Origin of the sequence: Rhizorhapis suberifaciens (assembly GCF_014200045.1) — a bacterium.
GTDB lineage: Bacteria > Pseudomonadota > Alphaproteobacteria > Sphingomonadales > Sphingomonadaceae > Rhizorhapis > Rhizorhapis suberifaciens.
Genome location: NZ_JACHOV010000002.1, coordinates 352,940 through 373,034 on the forward strand (window position 1 = coordinate 352,940; position 20,095 = coordinate 373,034).

19 protein-coding genes are annotated in these 20,095 nt (G+C 58.1%); 17 read left to right on the forward strand and 2 right to left on the reverse strand.

All coding sequences use genetic code 11. The features are described 5' to 3' along the window. Nucleotides 1–136 precede the first annotated feature (136 nt). From rpsB to HNQ99_RS04095, 16 genes are all read left to right on the forward strand, one after another. Nucleotides 137–898: a 30S ribosomal protein S2 gene (rpsB, locus tag HNQ99_RS04020; protein ID WP_184474345.1), complete on the forward strand. Its 762-nt coding sequence runs from the start codon at nucleotides 137–139 to the stop codon at nucleotides 896–898. Between the two features lie 91 nt (nucleotides 899–989). Further along, complete coding sequence (tsf, locus tag HNQ99_RS04025) at nucleotides 990–1,919, forward strand: translation elongation factor Ts (protein ID WP_184474346.1); 930 nt, start codon at nucleotides 990–992, stop codon at nucleotides 1,917–1,919. A gap of 183 nt (nucleotides 1,920–2,102) precedes the next feature. Continuing rightward, on the forward strand, nucleotides 2,103–2,828 hold the full coding sequence (pyrH, locus tag HNQ99_RS04030; RefSeq protein ID WP_184474347.1) for a UMP kinase: 726 nt from the start codon (nucleotides 2,103–2,105) through the stop codon (nucleotides 2,826–2,828). Between the two features lie 2 nt (nucleotides 2,829–2,830). Then, on the forward strand, nucleotides 2,831–3,388 hold the full coding sequence (gene frr, locus HNQ99_RS04035; RefSeq protein WP_184474348.1) for a ribosome recycling factor: 558 nt from the start codon (nucleotides 2,831–2,833) through the stop codon (nucleotides 3,386–3,388). A gap of 15 nt (nucleotides 3,389–3,403) precedes the next feature. Next, entirely contained in the window at nucleotides 3,404–4,132 is a 729-nt protein-coding gene (uppS, locus tag HNQ99_RS04040; protein ID WP_322790308.1) for a polyprenyl diphosphate synthase, read from the forward strand. Between the two features lie 12 nt (nucleotides 4,133–4,144). Beyond that, entirely contained in the window at nucleotides 4,145–4,927 is a 783-nt protein-coding gene (locus HNQ99_RS04045) for a phosphatidate cytidylyltransferase (RefSeq protein WP_184474349.1), read from the forward strand. Nucleotides 4,928–4,929: 2 nt separating this feature from the next. After that, nucleotides 4,930–6,093 carry a 1-deoxy-D-xylulose-5-phosphate reductoisomerase gene (locus tag HNQ99_RS04050; RefSeq protein WP_184474350.1) on the forward strand — a complete coding sequence of 388 codons (1,164 nt, stop codon included), beginning with the start codon at nucleotides 4,930–4,932 and terminating at the stop codon, nucleotides 6,091–6,093. Next, nucleotides 6,090–7,223 (forward strand): RIP metalloprotease RseP, encoded by a 1,134-nt coding sequence (gene rseP, locus HNQ99_RS04055; protein WP_184474351.1) that lies wholly within the window; start codon nucleotides 6,090–6,092, stop codon nucleotides 7,221–7,223. The genes HNQ99_RS04050 and rseP overlap by 4 nt, the downstream gene beginning before the upstream one ends. Nucleotides 7,224–7,296: 73 nt before the next feature. Continuing rightward, on the forward strand, nucleotides 7,297–9,990 hold the full coding sequence (gene bamA, locus HNQ99_RS04060; protein WP_322790309.1) for an outer membrane protein assembly factor BamA: 2,694 nt from the start codon (nucleotides 7,297–7,299) through the stop codon (nucleotides 9,988–9,990). Next, nucleotides 9,990–10,613, forward strand: coding sequence for an OmpH family outer membrane protein (locus HNQ99_RS04065; RefSeq protein ID WP_184474352.1), 624 nt, complete (start codon nucleotides 9,990–9,992; stop codon nucleotides 10,611–10,613). The genes bamA and HNQ99_RS04065 overlap by 1 nt, the downstream gene beginning before the upstream one ends. 6 nt (nucleotides 10,614–10,619) lie before the next feature. Next, nucleotides 10,620–11,096, forward strand: a complete 477-nt coding sequence (gene fabZ / locus HNQ99_RS04070) for a 3-hydroxyacyl-ACP dehydratase FabZ (RefSeq protein ID WP_184474353.1) — start codon at nucleotides 10,620–10,622, stop codon at nucleotides 11,094–11,096. Nucleotides 11,097–11,363: 267 nt separating this feature from the next. Further along, nucleotides 11,364–11,594, forward strand: a complete 231-nt coding sequence (gene rpmE / locus HNQ99_RS04075) for a 50S ribosomal protein L31 (RefSeq protein ID WP_184474354.1) — start codon at nucleotides 11,364–11,366, stop codon at nucleotides 11,592–11,594. 213 nt (nucleotides 11,595–11,807) lie between these two features. Then, nucleotides 11,808–12,608: a tetratricopeptide repeat protein gene (locus HNQ99_RS04080; protein WP_184474355.1), complete on the forward strand. Its 801-nt coding sequence runs from the start codon at nucleotides 11,808–11,810 to the stop codon at nucleotides 12,606–12,608. Next, nucleotides 12,605–15,274 (forward strand): response regulator, encoded by a 2,670-nt coding sequence (locus HNQ99_RS04085; protein ID WP_184474356.1) that lies wholly within the window; start codon nucleotides 12,605–12,607, stop codon nucleotides 15,272–15,274. The genes HNQ99_RS04080 and HNQ99_RS04085 overlap by 4 nt, the downstream gene beginning before the upstream one ends. 18 nt (nucleotides 15,275–15,292) lie before the next feature. Next, nucleotides 15,293–15,658 (forward strand): Hpt domain-containing protein, encoded by a 366-nt coding sequence (locus tag HNQ99_RS04090; protein WP_184474357.1) that lies wholly within the window; start codon nucleotides 15,293–15,295, stop codon nucleotides 15,656–15,658. A 43-nt stretch (nucleotides 15,659–15,701) separates the two neighbouring features. Continuing rightward, nucleotides 15,702–17,351 carry a Glu/Leu/Phe/Val dehydrogenase dimerization domain-containing protein gene (locus HNQ99_RS04095; RefSeq protein ID WP_184474358.1) on the forward strand — a complete coding sequence of 550 codons (1,650 nt, stop codon included), beginning with the start codon at nucleotides 15,702–15,704 and terminating at the stop codon, nucleotides 17,349–17,351. 22 nt (nucleotides 17,352–17,373) lie between these two features. Here the strand turns inward: HNQ99_RS04095 and HNQ99_RS04100 are convergent, their stop codons facing one another. Further along, the gene (locus HNQ99_RS04100; protein ID WP_184474359.1) at nucleotides 17,374–18,264 is read right to left on the reverse strand and encodes a LysR family transcriptional regulator; all 891 of its coding nucleotides are present in this window, start codon (nucleotides 18,262–18,264) and stop codon (nucleotides 17,374–17,376) included. Nucleotides 18,265–18,607: 343 nt separating this feature from the next. Here HNQ99_RS04100 and HNQ99_RS04105 point away from each other — a divergent pair, with 343 nt between their 5' ends. Continuing rightward, nucleotides 18,608–19,111 (forward strand): DUF3237 domain-containing protein, encoded by a 504-nt coding sequence (locus tag HNQ99_RS04105; protein ID WP_184474360.1) that lies wholly within the window; start codon nucleotides 18,608–18,610, stop codon nucleotides 19,109–19,111. 45 nt (nucleotides 19,112–19,156) lie between these two features. Here HNQ99_RS04105 and HNQ99_RS04110 read toward each other — a convergent pair whose 3' ends face one another. After that, nucleotides 19,157–20,089 carry an SDR family oxidoreductase gene (locus HNQ99_RS04110; protein ID WP_184474361.1) on the reverse strand — a complete coding sequence of 311 codons (933 nt, stop codon included), beginning with the start codon at nucleotides 20,087–20,089 and terminating at the stop codon, nucleotides 19,157–19,159. Nucleotides 20,090–20,095 lie beyond the last annotated feature (6 nt).

Here is a 20,095-nt window from a genome sequence, read left to right on the forward strand (position 1 = left end):
CCGCTGTCAACCCTTGCCATTCATGCCTCGGCACGTTAAGGGCCCCGCCTATTCCACATGGGAATCGCCACATACCGGTGCCGGACCTTGCGTCCGGTCACAGATTCCCAGAGGTTAAACCGGAAGGAGAAAGACTATGGCGGCACCTGTCGTCACCATGCAGCAATTGATTGAGGCCGGCGCGCATTTCGGCCACCAGACGCACCGCTGGAACCCCCGCATGAAGCCGTATATTTTCGGTGAGCGGAACGGAATTCATATTCTCGACCTGTCCCAGACCGTGCCGTTGTTCGCCCGCGCGCTCGATTTCGTATCGCAGAGCGTCGCTCATGGCGGCAAGGTGCTGTTCGTTGGCACGAAGCGTCAGGCCCAGGATCCGATCGCGGAAGCTGCCCGCCGTTCTGGCCAGCATTTCGTCAACCACCGCTGGTTGGGCGGCATGTTGACCAACTGGAAGACGATTTCTCAGTCGATCAAGCGTTTCAAGGCGCTTGAAGAGCAGCTTGCGGGCGACACGCACGGCCTGACCAAGAAGGAAGTGCTGCAGCTTACCCGCGAGCGCGACAAGTTTGAGCTTTCGCTGGGCGGCATTCGCGATATGGGCGGTATCCCCGACGTGATGTTCGTCATCGACGCCAACAAGGAAGAGCTGGCGATCAAGGAAGCCAATACGCTGGGCATTCCGGTCGTCGCCATTCTTGATTCGAACGTGGATCCGAGCGGCATTGCCTTCCCAGTCCCGGCCAATGACGATGCCAGCCGCGCTATTCGTCTCTACTGCGACGCGATTGCTGCTGCTGCCACGCGTGGGGGGCAGGGCGCTGCCGCTGCGTCTGGCGTTGACCTCGGTGCCATGGCCGAGCCGCCAGCTGAAGAAGCGCTGGCCGCAGAAGCCTGAGGGCTTCGCGATTGCAATGCTTGACGGGTAGGGCGCTCCGCAAAGGGCGTCCTCCCTGCATTTTGAAACGATCAAGACGAAGGAACGGACAATGGCCGAGATTACCGCTGCCACTGTGAAGGAACTGCGTGAGCGCTCGGGCGCCGGAATGATGGACTGCAAAAAGGCGCTGGCCGAAACCAATGGCGATATCGAAGCTGCGGTCGATTGGCTACGCACCAAGGGCCTTGCCGCCGCGCAGAAGAAATCAAGCCGTACGGCTGCTGAAGGTCTGGTGGGCGTCGCCGTCGCCGGTGCTCGGGGCGCTGCGGTCGAGGTCAACAGCGAAACCGACTTCGTTGCCAAAAACGACCAGTTCCAGGATTTCGTTCGTTCGGTAACGGCGATTGCCCTGGACACTGGCGCTGCCGACGCGGCGGCTCTGTTGGGTCAGGCGCACCCTAAGGGCGGTACGGTTCAGGACGTGCTGACGGCCAGCATCGCCACCATCGGCGAAAATCAGTCCGTACGCCGCGTCGCTCAACTGTCGGTCGGCAAGGGCATGGTTGTCGATTATGTCCACAACGCAGCCGCACCTGGGCTCGGTAAGATTGGCGTTCTGGTAGCGCTTGAGTCCGAAGCGCCTGCTGACGTGCTCCAGCCGCTCGGCAAGCAGATTGCGATGCACATTGCCGCAGCTTTCCCGCTGGCGCTCAAGGCGGAAGATATCGACGCCGAGCTGATCGAACGCGAGCGCGCCATTGCTGCGGAAAAGGCTGCTGAATCAGGCAAGCCTGCTGAAATCGTCGCTAAGATGGTCGAGGGCGCCGTAGCGAAATTCGCCAAGGAAAACGCACTATTGAGCCAGCTGTTCGTCATCGACAACAAGACTCCGGTCGCAGATGTCGTTGCAAAGGCGGCCAAGGATGCGGGCACTGCCATCGCGCTTACCGGCTATGTCCGGTTCCAGCTCGGCGAAGGCATCGAGAAGGAAGCGACCGACTTCGCGGCGGAAGTGGCTGCGGCGGTTGGCGCTGCTTAATCCCTTGTGCTCCTGCGAAAGCAGGAGCCCAGGACAAAGCGTGCAGCCCCTGTGACTCCGGGTTCCTGCTTTGCCGGAGCACGGGAAACAACGAAGAATTCTGGCCAAAACTCTGCTTGGCACTATGGCGCGCACTGACTAAGGTGCGCGCCATTCCATTATCGGCAACGGATTTTCCCCCGCATGACTCGCCCGCGCTTTAACCGCATCCTCCTGAAATTATCAGGCGAGGTCCTGATGGGTTCCGGCCAGTTCGGCATTGATCCGGAAACCGTGGACCGTGTGGCTGGCGAGATCGGCGCGGCCAAGGAAGCCGGACATGAACTTTGCCTGGTCGTGGGCGGAGGCAACATCTTCCGGGGACTTGCGGCGGCGGCCAAGGGCTTCGACCGCACAAGCGCCGATTATATGGGCATGCTGGCGACGGTCATGAACGCGTTAGCAGTGCAGAACGCGCTCGAACGAATGGGCTATGAAACCCGCGTGCAATCCGCCATTCCGATGTCTTCCGTATGCGAGCCCTATATCCGCCGTCGCGCCGTTCGGCACATGGAGAAAGGCCGGATCGTGATCTTCGCGGCGGGCACCGGTAATCCATTCTTCACTACCGATACGGCCGCAGCGCTGCGCGCCGCCGAAATGGGCTGCGACGCCTTGTTCAAGGGCACCAGCGTCGATGGCGTCTATAATGCGGATCCCAAGAAGGTGCCTGACGCCTCGCGTTACGAAAGCCTGAGCTTCAGTCGCGTACTGACAGACAACCTTCAGGTGATGGACGCCAGTGCCGTTGCCCTGTGCCGCGAAAATGATATTCCCATCGTCGTGTTTAACATCCGGGAACCGGGCAATCTGGCCAAGGTCCTGAGCGGTGACGGCACGGCGACGATTGTGCGTAATGAGGAGATCTGAACATGGCCCAATATAACAAGGCCGATCTGGAACGAAGGATGCACGGCGCCGTCGAGGCGCTGAAGGGCGATCTTGCGGGCCTGCGCACTGGCCGCGCCAATATAGCGCTGCTCGAGCCTGTGCATGTGGAAGTCTATGGCGCGATGATGCCGATCAATCAGGTCGCGACAATTTCGGCTCCTGAGCCCCGCATGCTGTCAGTGCAGGTGTGGGACAAGAGCAATGTGGGGCCGGTGGACAAAGCGATCCGTTCGGCGGGTCTCGGCCTTAATCCTATTGTCGATGGCCAGAACCTGCGACTGCCAATCCCGGACCTGACCGAGGAAAGGCGCAAAGAACTCGCCAAACTGGCGGGTCAATATGCCGAAAAGGCTCGCATCGCCGCTCGGAATGTCCGTCGCGATGGTATGGACACGCTAAAGACTGATGAAAAGAAAGGCGAAATCAGCGAGGATGAACGCAAGCGGCTGGAGACCGAAGTCCAGAAGCTGACCGACAGCACCATTGCCGATATTGACGCCGCGGCCCATACCAAGGAAAAAGAAATCCTTGGTCATTAAGACAGCTTCGTTCCAGTGACCCAAAATCGCTCATCCGGCGCGCCAACCTATGGAGCGCGGCATGTCGCCATCATCATGGATGGCAACGGCCGTTGGGCGAAGAAGCGCATGCTTCCCCGTTTTGCCGGGCACAAGGCTGGGGTGGAAGCCGTTCGCCGCACAGCGCGCGCCGCGCAGAAAATGGGTCTCGAAACGCTCACGCTTTATGCGTTCTCGTCCGAAAACTGGAAAAGACCCGAAACCGAAGTCGGCGACCTGATGGGTCTTCTCCGGCATTTCATCCAGGCGGACCTCGCGGAGTTCGAAGCCAATCGGGTACGGTTGAAGGTAATCGGTAATTACCGCGCCCTGGAACCGTCCCTGGTCGCAATGATCGACGATGCGATAGCGCGTACGGCTGAATTCGGACCCACAACCGTGGCCGTTGCGCTCAACTATGGTTCGCAAGACGAACTTGTACGAGCGGCGCAGGCGGTCGCGCGCAAAGTGGCGGCGGGTGAATTGACGTCGGACGCGATCGACGTTGAGGCTATCGCTGCCGAACTCGACACTGCTGGCCTTCCGCCATTGGACCTGCTGATACGGACATCGGGCGAGCGGCGGCTTTCCAACTTCATGTTGTGGCAGTCGGCCTATGCCGAACTTCATTTTACCGACACGCTTTGGCCTGATTTCAATGGCGACACGCTGGCGCAGGCGCTTGAAGAGTTCGGGCGGCGCGAACGGCGATTTGGCGGGCTATGATCGAGATGGAACATGGCTGAGCCAGGACAAAGACCCGGCGGAGAATTGCAGACGCGGACCGTGATCGGCATCGCATTGATCACGGTTGCCCTGGCTGCCCTGATCGCGGGTGGGCCGCTCTTCTGGCTGCTTGCGGCTGTGGCCGGCATATTGATGCAGGCGGAATGGGCCGATCTTGCCAATGCGTCGCCCAACGACCGGCGGCTGTCGCTGTTCGCGGTGTCGGTGCCGCTGGCGATATTGTCGCCTTTTGCGGCTGGACCGTCCTATATTTCGCTGGCCCTGATGGCGGCCGCCTTTCTGTTCATATCGCTCATCTGCCGTTCGGCGAGACTGGGGGCGGGGATCTACTATGTCGGCTTGCCGGTACTGGCGCTCCTTTATCTAAGAGGCCATGATCATGGTCTGCTTCTGGCGTTCTGGGCCTTGGGGCTTGTCTGGGCGACCGACATCGGGGCCTTTTTTGCCGGACGCAGCCTTGGCGGCCCAAAACTTGCTCCGGCCATAAGCCCCAGCAAGACCTGGGCAGGGCTCGGCGGAGGCGTTGCCGCTGCCCTGCTGTTCGGCTTCATTCTTCATGGCATACTCGATTTGCCTGTCAGGCTGGCAGCGGCCAGCGGCCTGCTGGCCGTGGCGGCGCAGATCGGGGATCTTTTTGAAAGCTGGCTGAAGCGTTTAGCAGGCGTCAAGGATAGCGGGAGTTTTCTTCCCGGCCATGGCGGCGTGCTCGACCGGCTGGATGGCGTAGTGACTGTCGCCCCCATTGCGGCCTTGCTTGTGGCGAGCGGCTGGTGATCATGGAGCGCCGGAGGATCTCGATTTTTGGGGCGACCGGCTCAGTGGGTCAATCCACGTTGGACCTCATCGGGCGTGAGCCGGAAGTTTTCGAGGTCGTTGCCTTGACCGCCAATCGCGACGCTGAAGCACTGGCCCACGCAGCCCGCGCCTTCCGCGCCAAAATGGCGGTGATTGCAGATGAAAGCCACTATGAAGCCCTTCGGCAAGCGCTTGCCGGGTCCGGCATCGAAGCTGCGGCAGGCGATCAGGCGTTGGTGGACGCTGCGCGGATAGAGGCCGACTGGACGATGGCAGCCATCGTCGGATGTGCCGGTCTTCGCCCGACATTGACGGCTTTGCAGCAGGGACGGACGGTCGCGCTCGCTAACAAGGAATCGCTTGTGTCGGCGGGCGTACTGATGATGGAAGCAGTGCGTCGTTCCGGCGCGACGCTTTTGCCCGTGGACAGCGAACATAACGCCATTTTCCAATGTCTCGCCGGTGGCCGGATCGAGGACGTGCGACGCATCACGCTGACCGCCAGCGGAGGACCGTTCCGAACCTTCACGCGCGAGGAGATGAAGATGGTCACGCCCGCCCAGGCTGTCCGGCATCCCAACTGGTCGATGGGCGCGAAGATCAGCATCGATAGTGCGACGATGATGAACAAAGGGCTGGAACTAATAGAAGCGCATCATCTTTTTCCCGTGGGCCTCGATCGCCTTGGCATATTGGTCCATCCGCAATCGGTGATCCATTCCCTTGTTGAGTTTTGCGATCGTTCCACGCTGGCGCAACTCGGCAGTCCGGACATGCGTATTCCTATTGCGCATGCCCTAGCCTGGCCAGAGCGCCTTGAGACGCCGTGCACGCCGTTGGATCTTGTGGCGATTGGGCGGTTGGATTTTGAAGAGCCTGACGAGGAGCGTTTTCCCGCGATCCGGCTGGCGCGGGCTGCGGCAGAAGCTGACGGAGCAGCGCCAGCTATATTGAATGCGGCGAACGAAGTGGCTGTCGAAGCGTTTCTGCAGGGAAAAATAGGTTTCCTTGATATTGCCATGATTGTGGCCGAAACACTGGAGCGCTACAGTCCAACGGGACCGCAGGGGATAGAGGATGTTTTCATGATCGATCATGAGGCGCGCCGCGTGGCGGGCATGATCCTGGAGAAAGTGCTCAATTGACCGAAAGTCCCGGCTTTTTGCTGACCATAGTCGCGTTTATCGCGGTCATCGGACCTCTCGTTTTCGTACATGAGATGGGCCATTATCTTGTCGGCCGGCTGTTCGGCGTAAAGGCGGAAACCTTTTCAATCGGCGTCGGCAAGGAACTGGCGCATTGGACCGACAAAAGAGGAACGCGCTGGCGGCTCGCCGCCCTCCCGCTTGGCGGCTATGTCAAGTTCAAGGGCGATATGGACGGGTCGAGTCAGCCCGATGCGCGCTGGCTGGAACTGCCGCCGCATGAACGCGCGGAATGCTTTCCGGGCAAGCCGCTATGGCAGCGCGCGCTGATTGTCGTGGCGGGTCCCGCCATTAACTTCCTGTTCGCCATTGTCGTGCTGGCTGGCTTTGCCATGATTTATGGCCAGAACGTCACGCCGCCCATCGTGAATAGCTTGATCGAAGGGTCGGCAGCCCAAAAGGCCGGTTTGCGGAGCGGAGACAGGATCGTCGCCATTGACGGTCATGAAATCGACCGGTTCGATCAGGTGGCGCAGTCGGTTTTCTATCGGCCTGACGAAGTGGCGCATTTCGCGATTGAGCGGAATGGCGAGGTAGAGTTGATGCCGGTCCGCATTGGGGTCAGAAAAGAAGTCGACCGGTTCGGTAATGAATATCGCATCGGTCTGATCGGCATTCAAAGTCCGCAATCGGAACTGCGTCAGGTTTCGCCCTTGGAGGCTCCAGCCATAGCGGTGGAGCGCACCGGCGCGATTGTGCGCTTGATGGTCAATACCATAGGGCAGATCATCAGTGGTCGCCGGTCGCTGGAAGAATTGGGAGGTCCGCTGAAGATCGCCCAGATTTCTGGCGAGCAGGCGGGCCGGGGGTTTGAAGATTTTATCTTCTTCATGGCCCTTATCTCGATTAACCTCGCGTTCATCAACCTGTTGCCAATCCCGATGCTTGATGGCGGACATCTGCTTTTTTACGGGATCGAGGCAATCCAAAGAAAACCTGTCAGCCCTGTAGTTCAGGAGTGGGCGTTCCGTTCGGGGCTTGCATTGCTGCTGACAGTCATGCTTTTCGTTACGTTCAACGATTTATCGTCTTTCGGGGTCTGGAAAGGCTTGTCCGGCTTGATTGGCTGACATGCATGGGGCAGGGAGGGTCCGGGCAATTCGGTCAGAGCCCGGATTTTTTGTATTTGAAGGTGGAAAACGCGTGACAGCGACGAGAAACGGCAACTTCAATCAGCGTCTTACCCTTGTTCTACTGACCGGAACGATCCTGGCAGGAACATCCGGCCCGCTCTGGGCGCAAGAGGCTGCGCCTCCTGCCGCTCAGCCGTCCCCGGCTCAATCGCCCGCAGCGGCGCCCGCAGCGCCGCCCGCGGGGCAGGCTCCAGCGGTGGCGCAGCCGGCGGGCACGATCAAGTCTATCTCCGTCACCGGAGCGCAGCGGCTGGAGCCCGACACGGTTCTGTCCTACACGAAACTGCGCGTCGGACAGCCCTATACCCGTGAGGCCCTTGACCTTGCATTGAAGGATTTGTTTGCAACCGAGCTTTTCGCCGATGTTCAGATCCGCGATGAAGCGGGCAATCTGGTTATCGAGATCAAGGAAAATCCGGTCATTAATCGTATCGTTCTGGAAGGCAATAAGCGCCTGAAGGAAGATAAGATCATGCCGGAGATCAAGCTCGCTCCGCGCCAGATATTCACCCGATCGAAAGTGCGCGCCGATGTCGCCCGCATCATCGAGCTTTACCGCCGGCAAGGGCGTTTTGCGGCAACGGTCGACCCGAAAATGGTCCAGCTCGACCAGAATCGCGTGGATATCGTCTTCGAGATCACCGAAGGACCCAAGTCCAAGGTTCGGCAGATCAACATCATCGGCAACGACAAATTTTCCGACGGTAAATTGCGCAGCGAAATGGCGACGAAACAGGCGCGTTTCTTTCGCCTGTTCAGTTCCGGCACCAGCTATGATCCCGATCGCCTGGCTTATGACCAGCAGAAGCTGCGGCAATTTTACCTGACGGAGGGCTATGCCGACTTTCGTGTAATCTCTGCTGTGGCGGAGCTTACGCCCAACAAGCAGGACTTCATCATCACCTATGTGGTGGAAGAAGGCGACCGCTATAAATTTGGTGATGTGAAAGTCGAAAGCGAAATTCGCGATCTGCAGGCAGCCACGCTAGAGAAGCTGGTGCCGATGAAGAAAGGCGACTGGTATAACGCCAAGCAGGTGGAAGATACCGTCAACTCGATGACCGAGACGGCGGGCCTGTTCGGCTATGCCTTTGCTGAGGTGAATCCGGATTTCAACCGGAGCAAGGAAAACCTGACCATGTCGCTCACCTTCCGGGTGAACGATGCGCCTCGCGTCTATGTTGAGCGGGTCGATATTACCGGCAATACATTGACGCAGGACAAGGTCATTCGGCGCGAATTCCGGCTGAATGAAGGCGACGCTTTCAACAGCTTCCAGGTGAAGCGTTCCGCCGATCGCATCAAATCGCTCGGCTATTTCCAGGAAAAGCTGGAGATAGAACAGAAGCCGGGCTCTGCGCCTGACCGGATTGTGCTTGAAACCAATGTCGAGGAAAAATCGACTGGAGAGTTGCAGCTTTCGGCCGGCTTTTCGAGCCTTGAGAAGTTCATCGTGTCAGCCTCGATCCGCCAGCGCAACTTCCGCGGCAAAGGTCAGGAACTGCGCGCGAGCGTCAACTATTCCAACTATTCCAAGTCGATCGAGCTGGGCTTCACCGAGCCCTATCTGTTCGACCGCAACATCGCGCTTGGTGGCGACATTTTCCGGCGTGATTTGAACAGCTTTAACTATATCAATAACAACGACCGCAACACGACTTATGAGCAGACGACCACCGGGTTCCAGATCCGGGCTGGCGTCCCGCTGACGGAATATATGTCGCTGGCGCTGCGTTATGGGCTGAGCTTTGACGATGTGACGTTGGACAAGGACCAGTTTTATTCCGACGTTGACGGTGATGGTGATCTGGAATGCGATCCTATCCTTGCAGGCCGCTATCTGTGTGACGCTATTGGCAAGCGGACGACCTCGTCACTCGGCTATTCGCTGATTTATGATACTCGCGACAATCGTATTCGTCCGACGAAGGGACACAGTGTTACATTTTCGCAGGATTTCGCCGGTTTAGGCGGCAGCGTAAGATATCTGCGGAGCCGCATCGATGCCGACAAATTCTGGAATATCGGCAGCGGATTCATTTTCTCATTGAGTGGTGAGGCCGGATATATTCACTCGCTGGAAGGCAAGCGGTTCGACGATCAGAATAACGAAATTGACAAGGTGCGGCTGACCGATCGCTTCTTCCTGGGTGAGCCGCAGATCAGGGGCTTCGATATTCGCGGCGTCGGCCCCAGGGTCAAGCGCTTCTTCCTTACCGATGCGGATAATGATGGTGTGTATGAGCGGGCGTCGGGGAATGATTCCCAAGATGATGCATTGGGCGGCAAAATTTATTATCTGGCACGAGCCGAGATTGAAATTCCGCTGGGCTCCGGAGCGCGCGAAATGGGTCTCCGGCCCTCCATATTCGTGGACGCCGGCGCCGTTGCGGGCCTTAAAGACCCCATCGAAACGAACTTCCCTGGATTTTGTACGCAGACCGCGACCGGCGGGGCAGTGACACGACAGAATGCGGGAGGTACTCCTCAGCAGCCAACATGTCCGACCGGTTTCACCTTTGCCGGGGGCAATTTCGAGGAAGACTATCTCGGGGATACACTCAAACCTCGTGTTTCGGTTGGCTTTGGCGTCAACTGGAACTCGCCTTTCGGCCCGTTCAGGATCGATATAGCCAAGGCTCTGTTAAAAGAGCCGGGGGACGAAACAAAATTGTTCACATTCAATGTAGGGACACAATTCTGATGAAGATGATGCTAAAGGCCGCGGCACTTGGTCTCGCGCCAATTGCCGGTTTTGCGATGATTGCCGCGCCTGCCGCTGCTCAGACCAAGCTGGGTGTTGGAGTAGCCGACCTGGAGCAGGCGATGGTTAAATCGACCGCTTTCACTAACGCGATGACCGCGATGCAGACCACGTACAAGACTCAGATCGACGCATTCAACGCGCGCAAGACGACTTTGGATACGGAACTCCAGACCAAGGCGAATGAGCTTCAGGCGGCACAGAAAGCCGCAGGCAGCAACACTGCGTCGCTGCAGCCGAAGATTGAAGCCTTTCAGCAGCGCCGGGCAGCCATTCAGCAGGAGCTTTCCACCCTTGGCCGTCCCATCGCTATGGCTCAGGCCTATGTCGAGGAACAGATTTCGGCGAAGATCAGCGATGCTTTGAAGACCGCGATGGTTAAGCGCAAGGTTGACCTGGTGCTTCAGCCTGGTGCGACGGTATCCTATCAACCAACCGTTGATATCACTGATTCCGTGACCACCGAACTCAACGCTCTGGTCTCCAGCGCGCAGATCGTGCCGCCGGCCGGCTGGCAGCCTGGCCAGCAGAAGCAACAGCCCGCTTCCACGCCCAGCCGGTAATCGCCAATGAGTGAAGGGGTAGATGCAGGGGCTTTCAAGGGCCCGCTGGACGTTCGCGCTGTAATGGCGGCGCTGCCGCATCGCTTCCCAATGCTGTTGATCGACCGCGTGGAAAGCATGGAGCTCAACAAATCCATTCACGCGGTCAAGGCGGTGTCGATCAACGAGCCGTTTTTCCAGGGGCATTTCCCAGATCGGCCCATCATGCCGGGTGTGCTGCTGGTGGAGGCGATCGCGCAAGCCGCTGGCATATTGGCGGTGGAGTCGCTTGGGCTCTCCGGATCGGGAAAGCTGGTGTATTTCATGGGCATCGACGGCGCCAAATTCCGTGCGCCCGTTGAGCCCGGATGTCTGATCGACTTTCACGTTACTTTTACGCAGGTGCGCGGCAGTATCTGCAAGTTTGAAGGCAAAGCGATGGTGGGGGGTAAGTTAATGGCGGAGGCGCAATGCACCGCCATGATCGCTGATCCTCCGGCCTGAAGGGCAGCGGCAGGCTCGGATCGGTTCATCTGAACGATATTCTCGTCCCCAGCGCAGGCAGGGGCCTTGCTGTCTTTTACCGCATTGGATAAGAAAAGCTGGGGGCGCGCCTGCGCTGGGACGACGGGATTTGGAAGGGCCGCCATCTCATGGTCGGCGGCTCTCTTTGCTTGCCATTGCAAGCAAATCCAGTTAGGGGCCGCACTTCGCGAATTTTTCAGCATCCTCAGGCTGGTCGGAAACCAGTCGGCAATGGAGCAAATCGACATGAAACAAGACACGCATCCTGATTATCATTTCATCACCGTCCAGATGACCGACGGCACCTCCTTCCAGACCCGTTCGACCTGGGGTAAGGAAGGCGACACGCTGGCGCTCGACATCGATCCCACCTCGCACCCGGCCTGGACGGGCGGCAACCAGCGCCTGCTGGACGCTGGCGGTCAGGTTGCCCGCTTCAACAAGCGGTTCGGCGGGCTCACGCTCAAAAAGGGCTGAGCGGTTCAAGACCGAAATGCAGAGGGCGCCGGGTTCGGCGCCCTTTTTTGTTTCTCGGAAATGCCTTGCTATCGGTCCCTTTCACCTTGGCAAAGCTTCTACTCCTGCCCGAAGCCAAAAATACGACACAAAAAACGAGCAAGCATCCTCCATCTGCGGTAACATGAATCCCATCGTAGCTCTCGGCGGCGTTTCACCGGGAGAGGAACTGTCATGGAGGACCGCAGCACAGCAGCAGGTCCTGAAAGGGCGAAGGCTGGCGCGGCCGGCAAAACGGCCACACTGGCAGCGGGGCTTTTTGTTTGTCTTGGATGGGCCCTCATCTTGGGCTGGATGGTGCCAACTCCGGCCCGGGCTGACCCCTATGGCGACGCCAGGGCGGCGCAGGTCAGGGGCGATTATGCTACGGCCGCACGCATCTACCGATCTCTTGCCGATCAAGGCAATGTAGCCGCCCTTACCCAATTAGGAATTCTCTATCGCGTCGGCAGGGGCGTGCCTCGTGATTATGATGAGGCTGTTACACTGCTTCACCGCGCCGCCGCGATGGGATCGCCCACCGCTCAATTTCAGATGGGCGACATGCTACTTCGCGGTCTTGGTGTCCAGCAAGACTTGCTGGACGCTGCTCGTTGGTACACACGTGCAGCCGAACAAGGTCATGCGCAGGCGCAATATTGCCTTGGGGTTCTATACAAGCTCGGCGGGGGCGTAAGGAAGAACGGCGCGCGTGCGGCCAAATGGTTCAGCCGGTCGGCAGCTCAGGGCTTGCCCGAGGCGCAATTTGAACTTGGTCAGCTATATTCTGCCGGACAAGGCGTTGGTCGGGACTATGTCGAGGCCCATAAATGGCTCTGGCTGGCGCGGAGCCGTGCGTCAATCAGCCGGACGAGAACAGCGGCCGCGGAGGCGTTGGTTCAGCTAGAGGGCAGGATGTCTGCTCAGCAGATTGCCACGGCCAGGAGTCAGGCGAAGGCCTGGCGAGCCGCTGGCAATGTGGGAGGCGGCGCATGATTAAGCCTTCTATAAGCGGCTATGGTGTCGTGTTCATTGCTGGTTTGGTGAGCCTCGCAATCGCCATTGCTGTCTGGCAATGGCTTTCGCGAGAACAGCAGACCTCAATAGAAACTTCATTTTCCCTGGAATCCGAGCAACGTTCTGAGGCCCTGAAACGGCAATTCGACTCTGAGACAAATCTGGTCGACTCTCTCGTCGCCTATTACAACACCTCTCCCAATATCGGTCGCAAAGAATTCAGCGGTTTTGCCAAGGCGCTTTTGGCGGACGTATCAAGCATCGAAGCCGTGCAGTTCGTGAACGTGGCAGATAACCGCTTTCCCGTAGAATATGTTGAAGTGCCGGAGGGAGCGGCGCCGCAGGAACCCGGATATGACTGGGGAACCGACCCTTCCGCTCGGGCAGCGTTGATCGCGGCGCGGGACAGCGGACAGGTCAGCGCAGCAGCGCACATCGCTTTGCAGGGTCAAGCCCCGGACAATCCTTATGTGGCTGTCTTTGCGCCCATTTATACCCCAGGCACAGACGCTTTGATGATGACGCAGGAGCAGCGACGCATCGCCAGTCGCGGCTTTATCGTGGCTATCGTCCGAATCGCCGATGTGGTGCAGGATTCGATGGATTTGATGCCGAGCAGCGGCGTAGACGTCTATCTTCTCGATGCCACAGCTCAGCCAGACCGGCGCGTCATATTTTCGCTGCTGTCAGCCGAAACCGCCCGCCGATCGAAGGGCAGGCCAGGTTCGCTAGATAATGCTTTTAAAGCCAAGCTCTATCACTCGAGTTCGCTCGTCGTCGGGAGGAGCGTGTTTACCCTCTATGTCTCTGCGACCGACGAATATGGTCACAGGCGCAGCGAGCTTGCTGCGGGACCAACGATTGCTCTTGCCGGAGGCTTGGGGGTGACAGTGCTGCTGGTCATTTATCTCACGTCGCTTGCCAACCGGCGGCACAAGACCGAGCGGATCGTTGAAGAGCGTACCGCCGAACTGCGGCAGTTGAACCGCCAGCTTGAGGAACGCACTCTTCAGCTCGAAATTTCGGAAAGGGAATTAAGGACGGCCAAGGAAAAAGCGGAAGATGCGACGCGCGCCAAGAGCCAGTTCCTTGCCAATATGAGCCATGAAATCCGTACCCCGATGAACGGCGTCATCGGAGCGGCTGATTTGTTGAACGACACCGAGTTGGCGCCAGCGCAACGGGAATATCTGCAAATGATTACCCAATCGGCGGACTCCCTGCTGCATCTCATCAATGACATCCTCGATTTCTCCAAGATCGAGGCAGGCCGATTGGAACTGGAAACCGCGCCGTTTCATCTTCGCGACGAATTGGCCGATACCATGCAGGCCTTTGCCGGCCGCGCCGCGGAAAAAGGCTTGGAACTTGCCTGTCATATAGCATTTGACGCGCCCGATAGTCTGATGGGCGATCGGCATCGGTTGCGCCAGGTGTTGGTTAACCTGGTCGGAAACGCGCTCCGCTTTACAGAAAAAGGTGAGGTGGTTCTGGACGTCCAGGTCGATAAAAGAGGGGATCGGCATGTGGGGTTGCACTTTGCCGTAAGCGACACCGGCTCCGGGATTGCCTTTGACAAGCAAAATGTAATTTTCGATGCTTTTTCGCAGGCCGACACGTCATTCACGCGGCGATTTGGCGGAACCGGGTTGGGCTTGTCCATTGCGTCGCAGTTGGTGGCGTTGATGGGAGGGCGGCTCGAAGTTGAAAGTGAGTTGGGCCGAGGCAGCGTTTTTCGTTTCAGCCTGCCCTTTAAAATCGCTGATGAAGAAGTACCCGACGAACAGATGTTGCAGCCAAGCCTGCATGCTCTGCCCGTGCTGGTGATCGACGACAATGAAACCAACCGCCGCATTTTGGAAGAAATGCTGCGCGGCTGGGGCATGAGGCCGCATGTGGCCGAAAGTGGCGCGCACGCGCTTGCGACGCTACACAGAATGGCCGGTGAGGGGAGGCCTTATCGATTGGTGCTGCTCGACATGTTGATGCCCGTCATGGACGGGCTGGCGGTAGCGGAGGCCATCCATGGGGCGCCGGAGTTGGGTAGTCCTGCCATCATCATGCTCTCTTCCGCCCATAAGGATGACATTGTGAGGCGTGCCGGGGTGATAGGCGTAAGTCACTTCATGTTGAAACCGGTGCGGCAATCTGAATTGCTTGAGACCATTTTTGCCGTTCTGGGCGTTACTGCAAGTGACGGAGTTGATACGCCCCCAGATTTAGTTGCGGATGCGCGGCCGCTCAAAGTGCTGATAGCCGAGGATAATGCCGTAAATCAGCGGCTTGCACAGCGTTTGTTGGAACGACGGGGTCATGAGGCTACCGTTGTCGGGGACGGGGCGGAAGCGGTGTCCGCGCTTGCCAATGGATCGTTCGACCTAGTGCTGATGGACGTTCAGATGCCGAATATGGACGGATTTCAGGCGACAGCCGCCATCAGGCAGAGGGAGAAGGATACCGGGCGGCATATACCGATCATCGCGATGACCGCTCATGCGATGCGTGGCGATCGAGAACGTTGTTTGGCCGCCGGAATGGATGGTTATGTTTCCAAGCCTCTTCGGTCAGAGGATTTCTACGCAGCCCTCAATGCCTATCGGGAGGACCTTTTGCGAACTGAAGTCGACAAAGAAGGGGATGAGTAGGAAAGGAGGGCGTGAGCCATGATCAAGCTGGACTGGGAACGAGCGCTCGAAAATGTCGATGGCAGTGAGGATTTGCTCCTCGAGCTGGCGAAAGTGTTCATCGAGAGCAGTCCCGACATGATGCAGCAGGCCCGCGAAGCCATTAATAGCGGTGACGCGGGCGCCTTGCATCGCGCAGCCCACAACATCAAAGGCTCCGCTCGTATCTTCGCGGTTGGAGATGCAGTCGACGAAGCCATGCGGCTGGAAGTGATGGGGGCTGAAGGCGACCTCCGAGATGCGGAGGAATGCTTTGCCGCGCTGGACAAAACAGTCGCGCAACTCACGGCTGTATTGAAGGAGTTAATCGGGCAGGCGGGGGCGGGGGAGAAGAAAAAATTATAGAGCCGCGCGGATGATGCGCCCGATTGGGCAAAGGACGAACGTCATGGCCAACAACCACATCACCCTTCTTCTGGTGGAGGATAACCCGCTCTACGTCAGGTTGATCCAGCGGCTGCTCGGACGGTCGGAGCGTCCCATTTTTGACGTGCAGACCGCGGGGAATCTCAATGATGCGGTAGAGCGGATTCGCAAAGGCGGCATTGACATAATTCTGCTCGATTTGATGCTGCCGGACAGTACGGCACTCGATACATTTTATCGACTGCAACCCCATGCGCTGGAAACGCCCATCATCATTCAAAGTGCGATGGACGATGTGACTTTGGCGGCCAAAGCCGTGGAGGGTGGGGCGCAGGACTATCTGCTGAAAGATTCCATAAATGGTGTTTCTCTGCTCAGGTCCATTCACTATGCGATGGAACGCAAACACGCTCGTGGCGCGGAGTGGTCGTCAGCGATGTTGCACCTTGCCCAGCAGCAATTTTTGAAGGCCGCATATATAGCCGGGATCGATGAAAATATCCGCCAGCGGCTGCTTTTTCCCGAGCGGGCACAAATAGCTGCTCTGCCGTTAAAACGCGACGGCGGCGGCCATGTAGAGACGGTGTTTGCTTATCGAGTCCAGCATGTGCTGACCATGGGTCCCACCAAAGGAGGCATCCGTTATCATGGCGAGGTGAACCTGGGCGAAGTGGCGGCGCTTGCGATGTTGATGACATGGAAATGCGCGCTCACAAAGCTGCCCTTTGGTGGCGCGAAGGGCGGCATCAGGGTTGATCCCGCCATGCTGAGCTGGAGCGAATTGGAGCGATTGACGCGCCGCTATACCTCACAGTTCATCGACATTATCGGTCCCGACAAAGACATTCCGGCGCCGGACATGGGCACGGATGCGCAGATCATGGCTTGGATCATGGACACCTATAGCGAACATGCCGGCCATTCAGTGCCCTCCGTGGTAACGGGAAAACCGATCGTGCTCGGCGGATCGCAGGGGCGATATGAGGCCACCGGCAGGGGATTGGTTTACCTGATCGAAGATATTTGTACGCAATTGAATATCGGGTTGCAGGGCGCACGGGCCGTCGTACAGGGTTTTGGCAATGTGGGCGCACATGCAGCGACTTTTCTGGCCAAAGCAGGCGCAAAGATTATTGCCATAAGCGATGTGAGCGCAGCGCTGTATGACGCCAATGGACTGCCGCTCGATAAATTGAAAGATCATGTTCAACAGCACCGGCTGCTATGGAACTGCCCGTTGGGCGAGAAAATATCCAGGCAGGAGATGTTGGAACTGGATTGCGAGATTCTGGCACCTTGTGCCCTGCAGAACCAGATTACCGCAGACAATGCAGGGAAAATCAACTGCCGGGTGCTGGCCGAAGGCGCCAATGGCCCCACCACCTTGGAGGCCGACGAGATCTTGAAAGATCGGGGAATTGTGGTGCTGCCCGATATATTGGCTAATGCTGGCGGTGTCGTCGTATCTTATTTCGAATGGGTGCAGGGTTTGCAGAATCTGATGTGGCCGCTTGAGGAAGTAAACGCACGTATGCGGTCGATCCTGGCGGATGCTCTCGCTCGAACGCAGCGACGGGCAGCCGCCGAAAACGTGGACATGCGTACAGCCGCAATGATTGAAGCCTTATGCCGCGTGGGCGATGCAAATATGCTGCGGGGTATTTATCCTTGAGTGGGGTGGCGTTCATTGTCGGTCATAAAGCCGCTAAAAGCTTGGCTACGACAGGATCGCTGTTCCACGGCGGACGGATGGCGCGGTGCACTTCGATGGCTGGAAGATCGCCCATGAATGCGACACGCTTGAGCCCCCCAAAGCTCATGAGATCGGCGGCGGATGATTCGAACATGCAGGCAAACCCAAGTCCGCCTCGAAGATTGGTGAGGTTTAAGCCGTAATTGTCCGTTTCCGTCGCTACCGAGCAGCGGCCAAGACCTGCATGTGCCATGGCTTGATCAATGAGGAGGCGTAGCCGGTTGCGCGGCCCGAGGCGGATCACCGGGAAATTCAGCATGTCGTCGACCGTGACCTGTTCCTGCTGCGCAAGGATATGATCCTGCGACACGAACAGGGCCAGCGGTTCGTGCCATACAAGAATCGTTTCCATCTCGGCAGGCGGCTCCAAGGCGTAGAAGAAGCCTATATCAACAGCGCGACTTTGCATTTTTTCCGCAAGGGGAACGGCCGTGAAAGTGTCGAGATCGAGTTCTATGCCGATTTCAGGGTGGTCTTCTTCGAATTGCGCCAGCGCTTCCTGAAAATAGCGGAAGATATAGCTGTGGGCGGCGATCACCAGTTTTCGGCGGCGGGTAGGTTGTCGCTTGCCCGTCATCTCCTCGATAAGCTTGTCCCTGGCCTGCAAGACTTTTGACGCGTGCAGAAAAGCGCGCTCACCCTCGGGAGAAAGGATCGATGAGCCGCCACGCACCCGCTCAAATAAACGGTGGCCGAGCCGTTCTTCCAATTGGCGCACATGATCGCTGATCGCGACCTGGGACACGCCAAGTTGCCGTGCACAGGCGCGAAAGCTGCCGTGCTCCACAATGCTGGCAAATATTTCCAGTTGGCGGAGGGTAACGCTGGCCATGCGGGGGGTGATAAGGCAAAGCCTGCCGGATGATAAGTAAAAACTTTATTCTCGGTTTTTGGCGCAGGCGGTATCGTTCACGGCGGTGATCCGAGATAACCAATTGCTTATCATGGGCGATAGGTAATTGCTTATGCCATGTTTCAGAGGAAGAGATCATGACCGCTCCAAAAGCACTCATCGTCGGGTTCGATTCGCTGCTGCATTCCAACTCCGGGAAGACATGTTGACCGATCGGCGCGCCGTGCTGACGGGCATCAGTGCCGCTAGCCTATTGCCGCACGGGCTTTTCACCGCGGTCACCGAAGCCGCGGCGAGCCCTCCGCCGAATAAGGAAATGCCAATGAATGATATCTTATCGACTGTGGATAAACCCCATCTGGAATTCGTCTTTTCCGTCACGCTGCAATTCACGCGGGTGCAGACGATCCTGCCACATCCAGATGGCGGTATGCGATCAGCCGTCTATGTCGACGGGGGTACTGTGGAGGGACCCATGCTCAACGGCCGCGCCGTGCCCAATTCCGGTGGAGACTATGCATATTTCCGCCCAGACGACACTGCCGTGTTCGATGCTCGGTACATGCTGGAAACCCATAACGGCACCCCCATACTGGTCACCAATCGTGGTTATTTATGGGGCCGAAAGCCGGATGTAATGGCGCGCATTCGTAAATGGGCGTTTGAGGATGGCCCCCCCGTCCCACATGAAGAATATTATCTGCGCAGCCACCCGACTTTCGAAGTGGCTAAAGGGGAATATGATTGGCTTACGCGCCATGTGATCATCGGCGTGGGCGAGCGCCTGAAGGATGGCAATCGCCTGCATTATTACAGGCTGACCTGAGGGCGGGAGAGGAGACCAGGACCGCCCCGGTGAAGGCCCGCCCGCTCAAATGCTCGCAGGCTGGTGCGCAGCCGCCTGTAGCAGAGCTCTGTTCTCCTCGATCATCTGCCGCACGGAGCGAGGCTTATGGCCGGTCAGGCGCTCTACGTCGTTGGAAATGATGCTTAGATGACCGCCGCGTATCGCCGCCTCAAAGGAGACCATGTCGTCGCTATTCCAGGAAATTCCCGAGACGATTTGGTCATCCACGGGTTCACGCGGTATCCCCATCGCGTCAAACATGGCGTACATGCCATCGTCGTCGGTCTCCACATATTCCACTGTGCGCCCGCTCACCTCTGAAAGCATTTGGGCAATTTCCCGGAATGTCAGCAACTCCGACCCGGTGATGTTGTAAATCCGGTTTTCATGCCCGTCGCCGGCTAGCACGGCCACTGCGCACTCCACGCAATCGTCGCGCCACACCAGCGTTTCGCGACCTCCCGCCGTACTTGAGATCCATTGACCGGTGCGAACGAAATTAGGCCCCATGGCAATGATCATCGCGTCGGCATAATGCGCGTCACGCAGGGCGGTCCATGCCATTCCGCTGGCCCGCAGAAGTTCCTCTGTCGGACCATGGTCCTTTACAATGATAGCGGGATTGTGGTCGCTGAGGCCGACAAAGCTGGTATAGACGATATGCTTCACGCCCGCCGCCGCTGCGGCGTCAATAGCGGCCTTGTGCTGCGCAACCCGCTTGCCGACGCGCGTACCGCTGATCAGCAGCATCCGGTCGCCTCCTTCAAAGGCCGCTGGCAGGCTTTCGGGGCGATCAAAGTCGCCATAGCGTATCTGTGCGCCGCGCTCGGCCCAATGGCTGAGCCTTTCTGGCTTGCGGCTAATGAGGATGAGGTCGCTGACCGGTAAACGCTGGGCAAGCTTTTCAACGGCCGAGCGCCCATATTGACCCGAAGCGCCTGTAATAATGATCTTCATATTCTC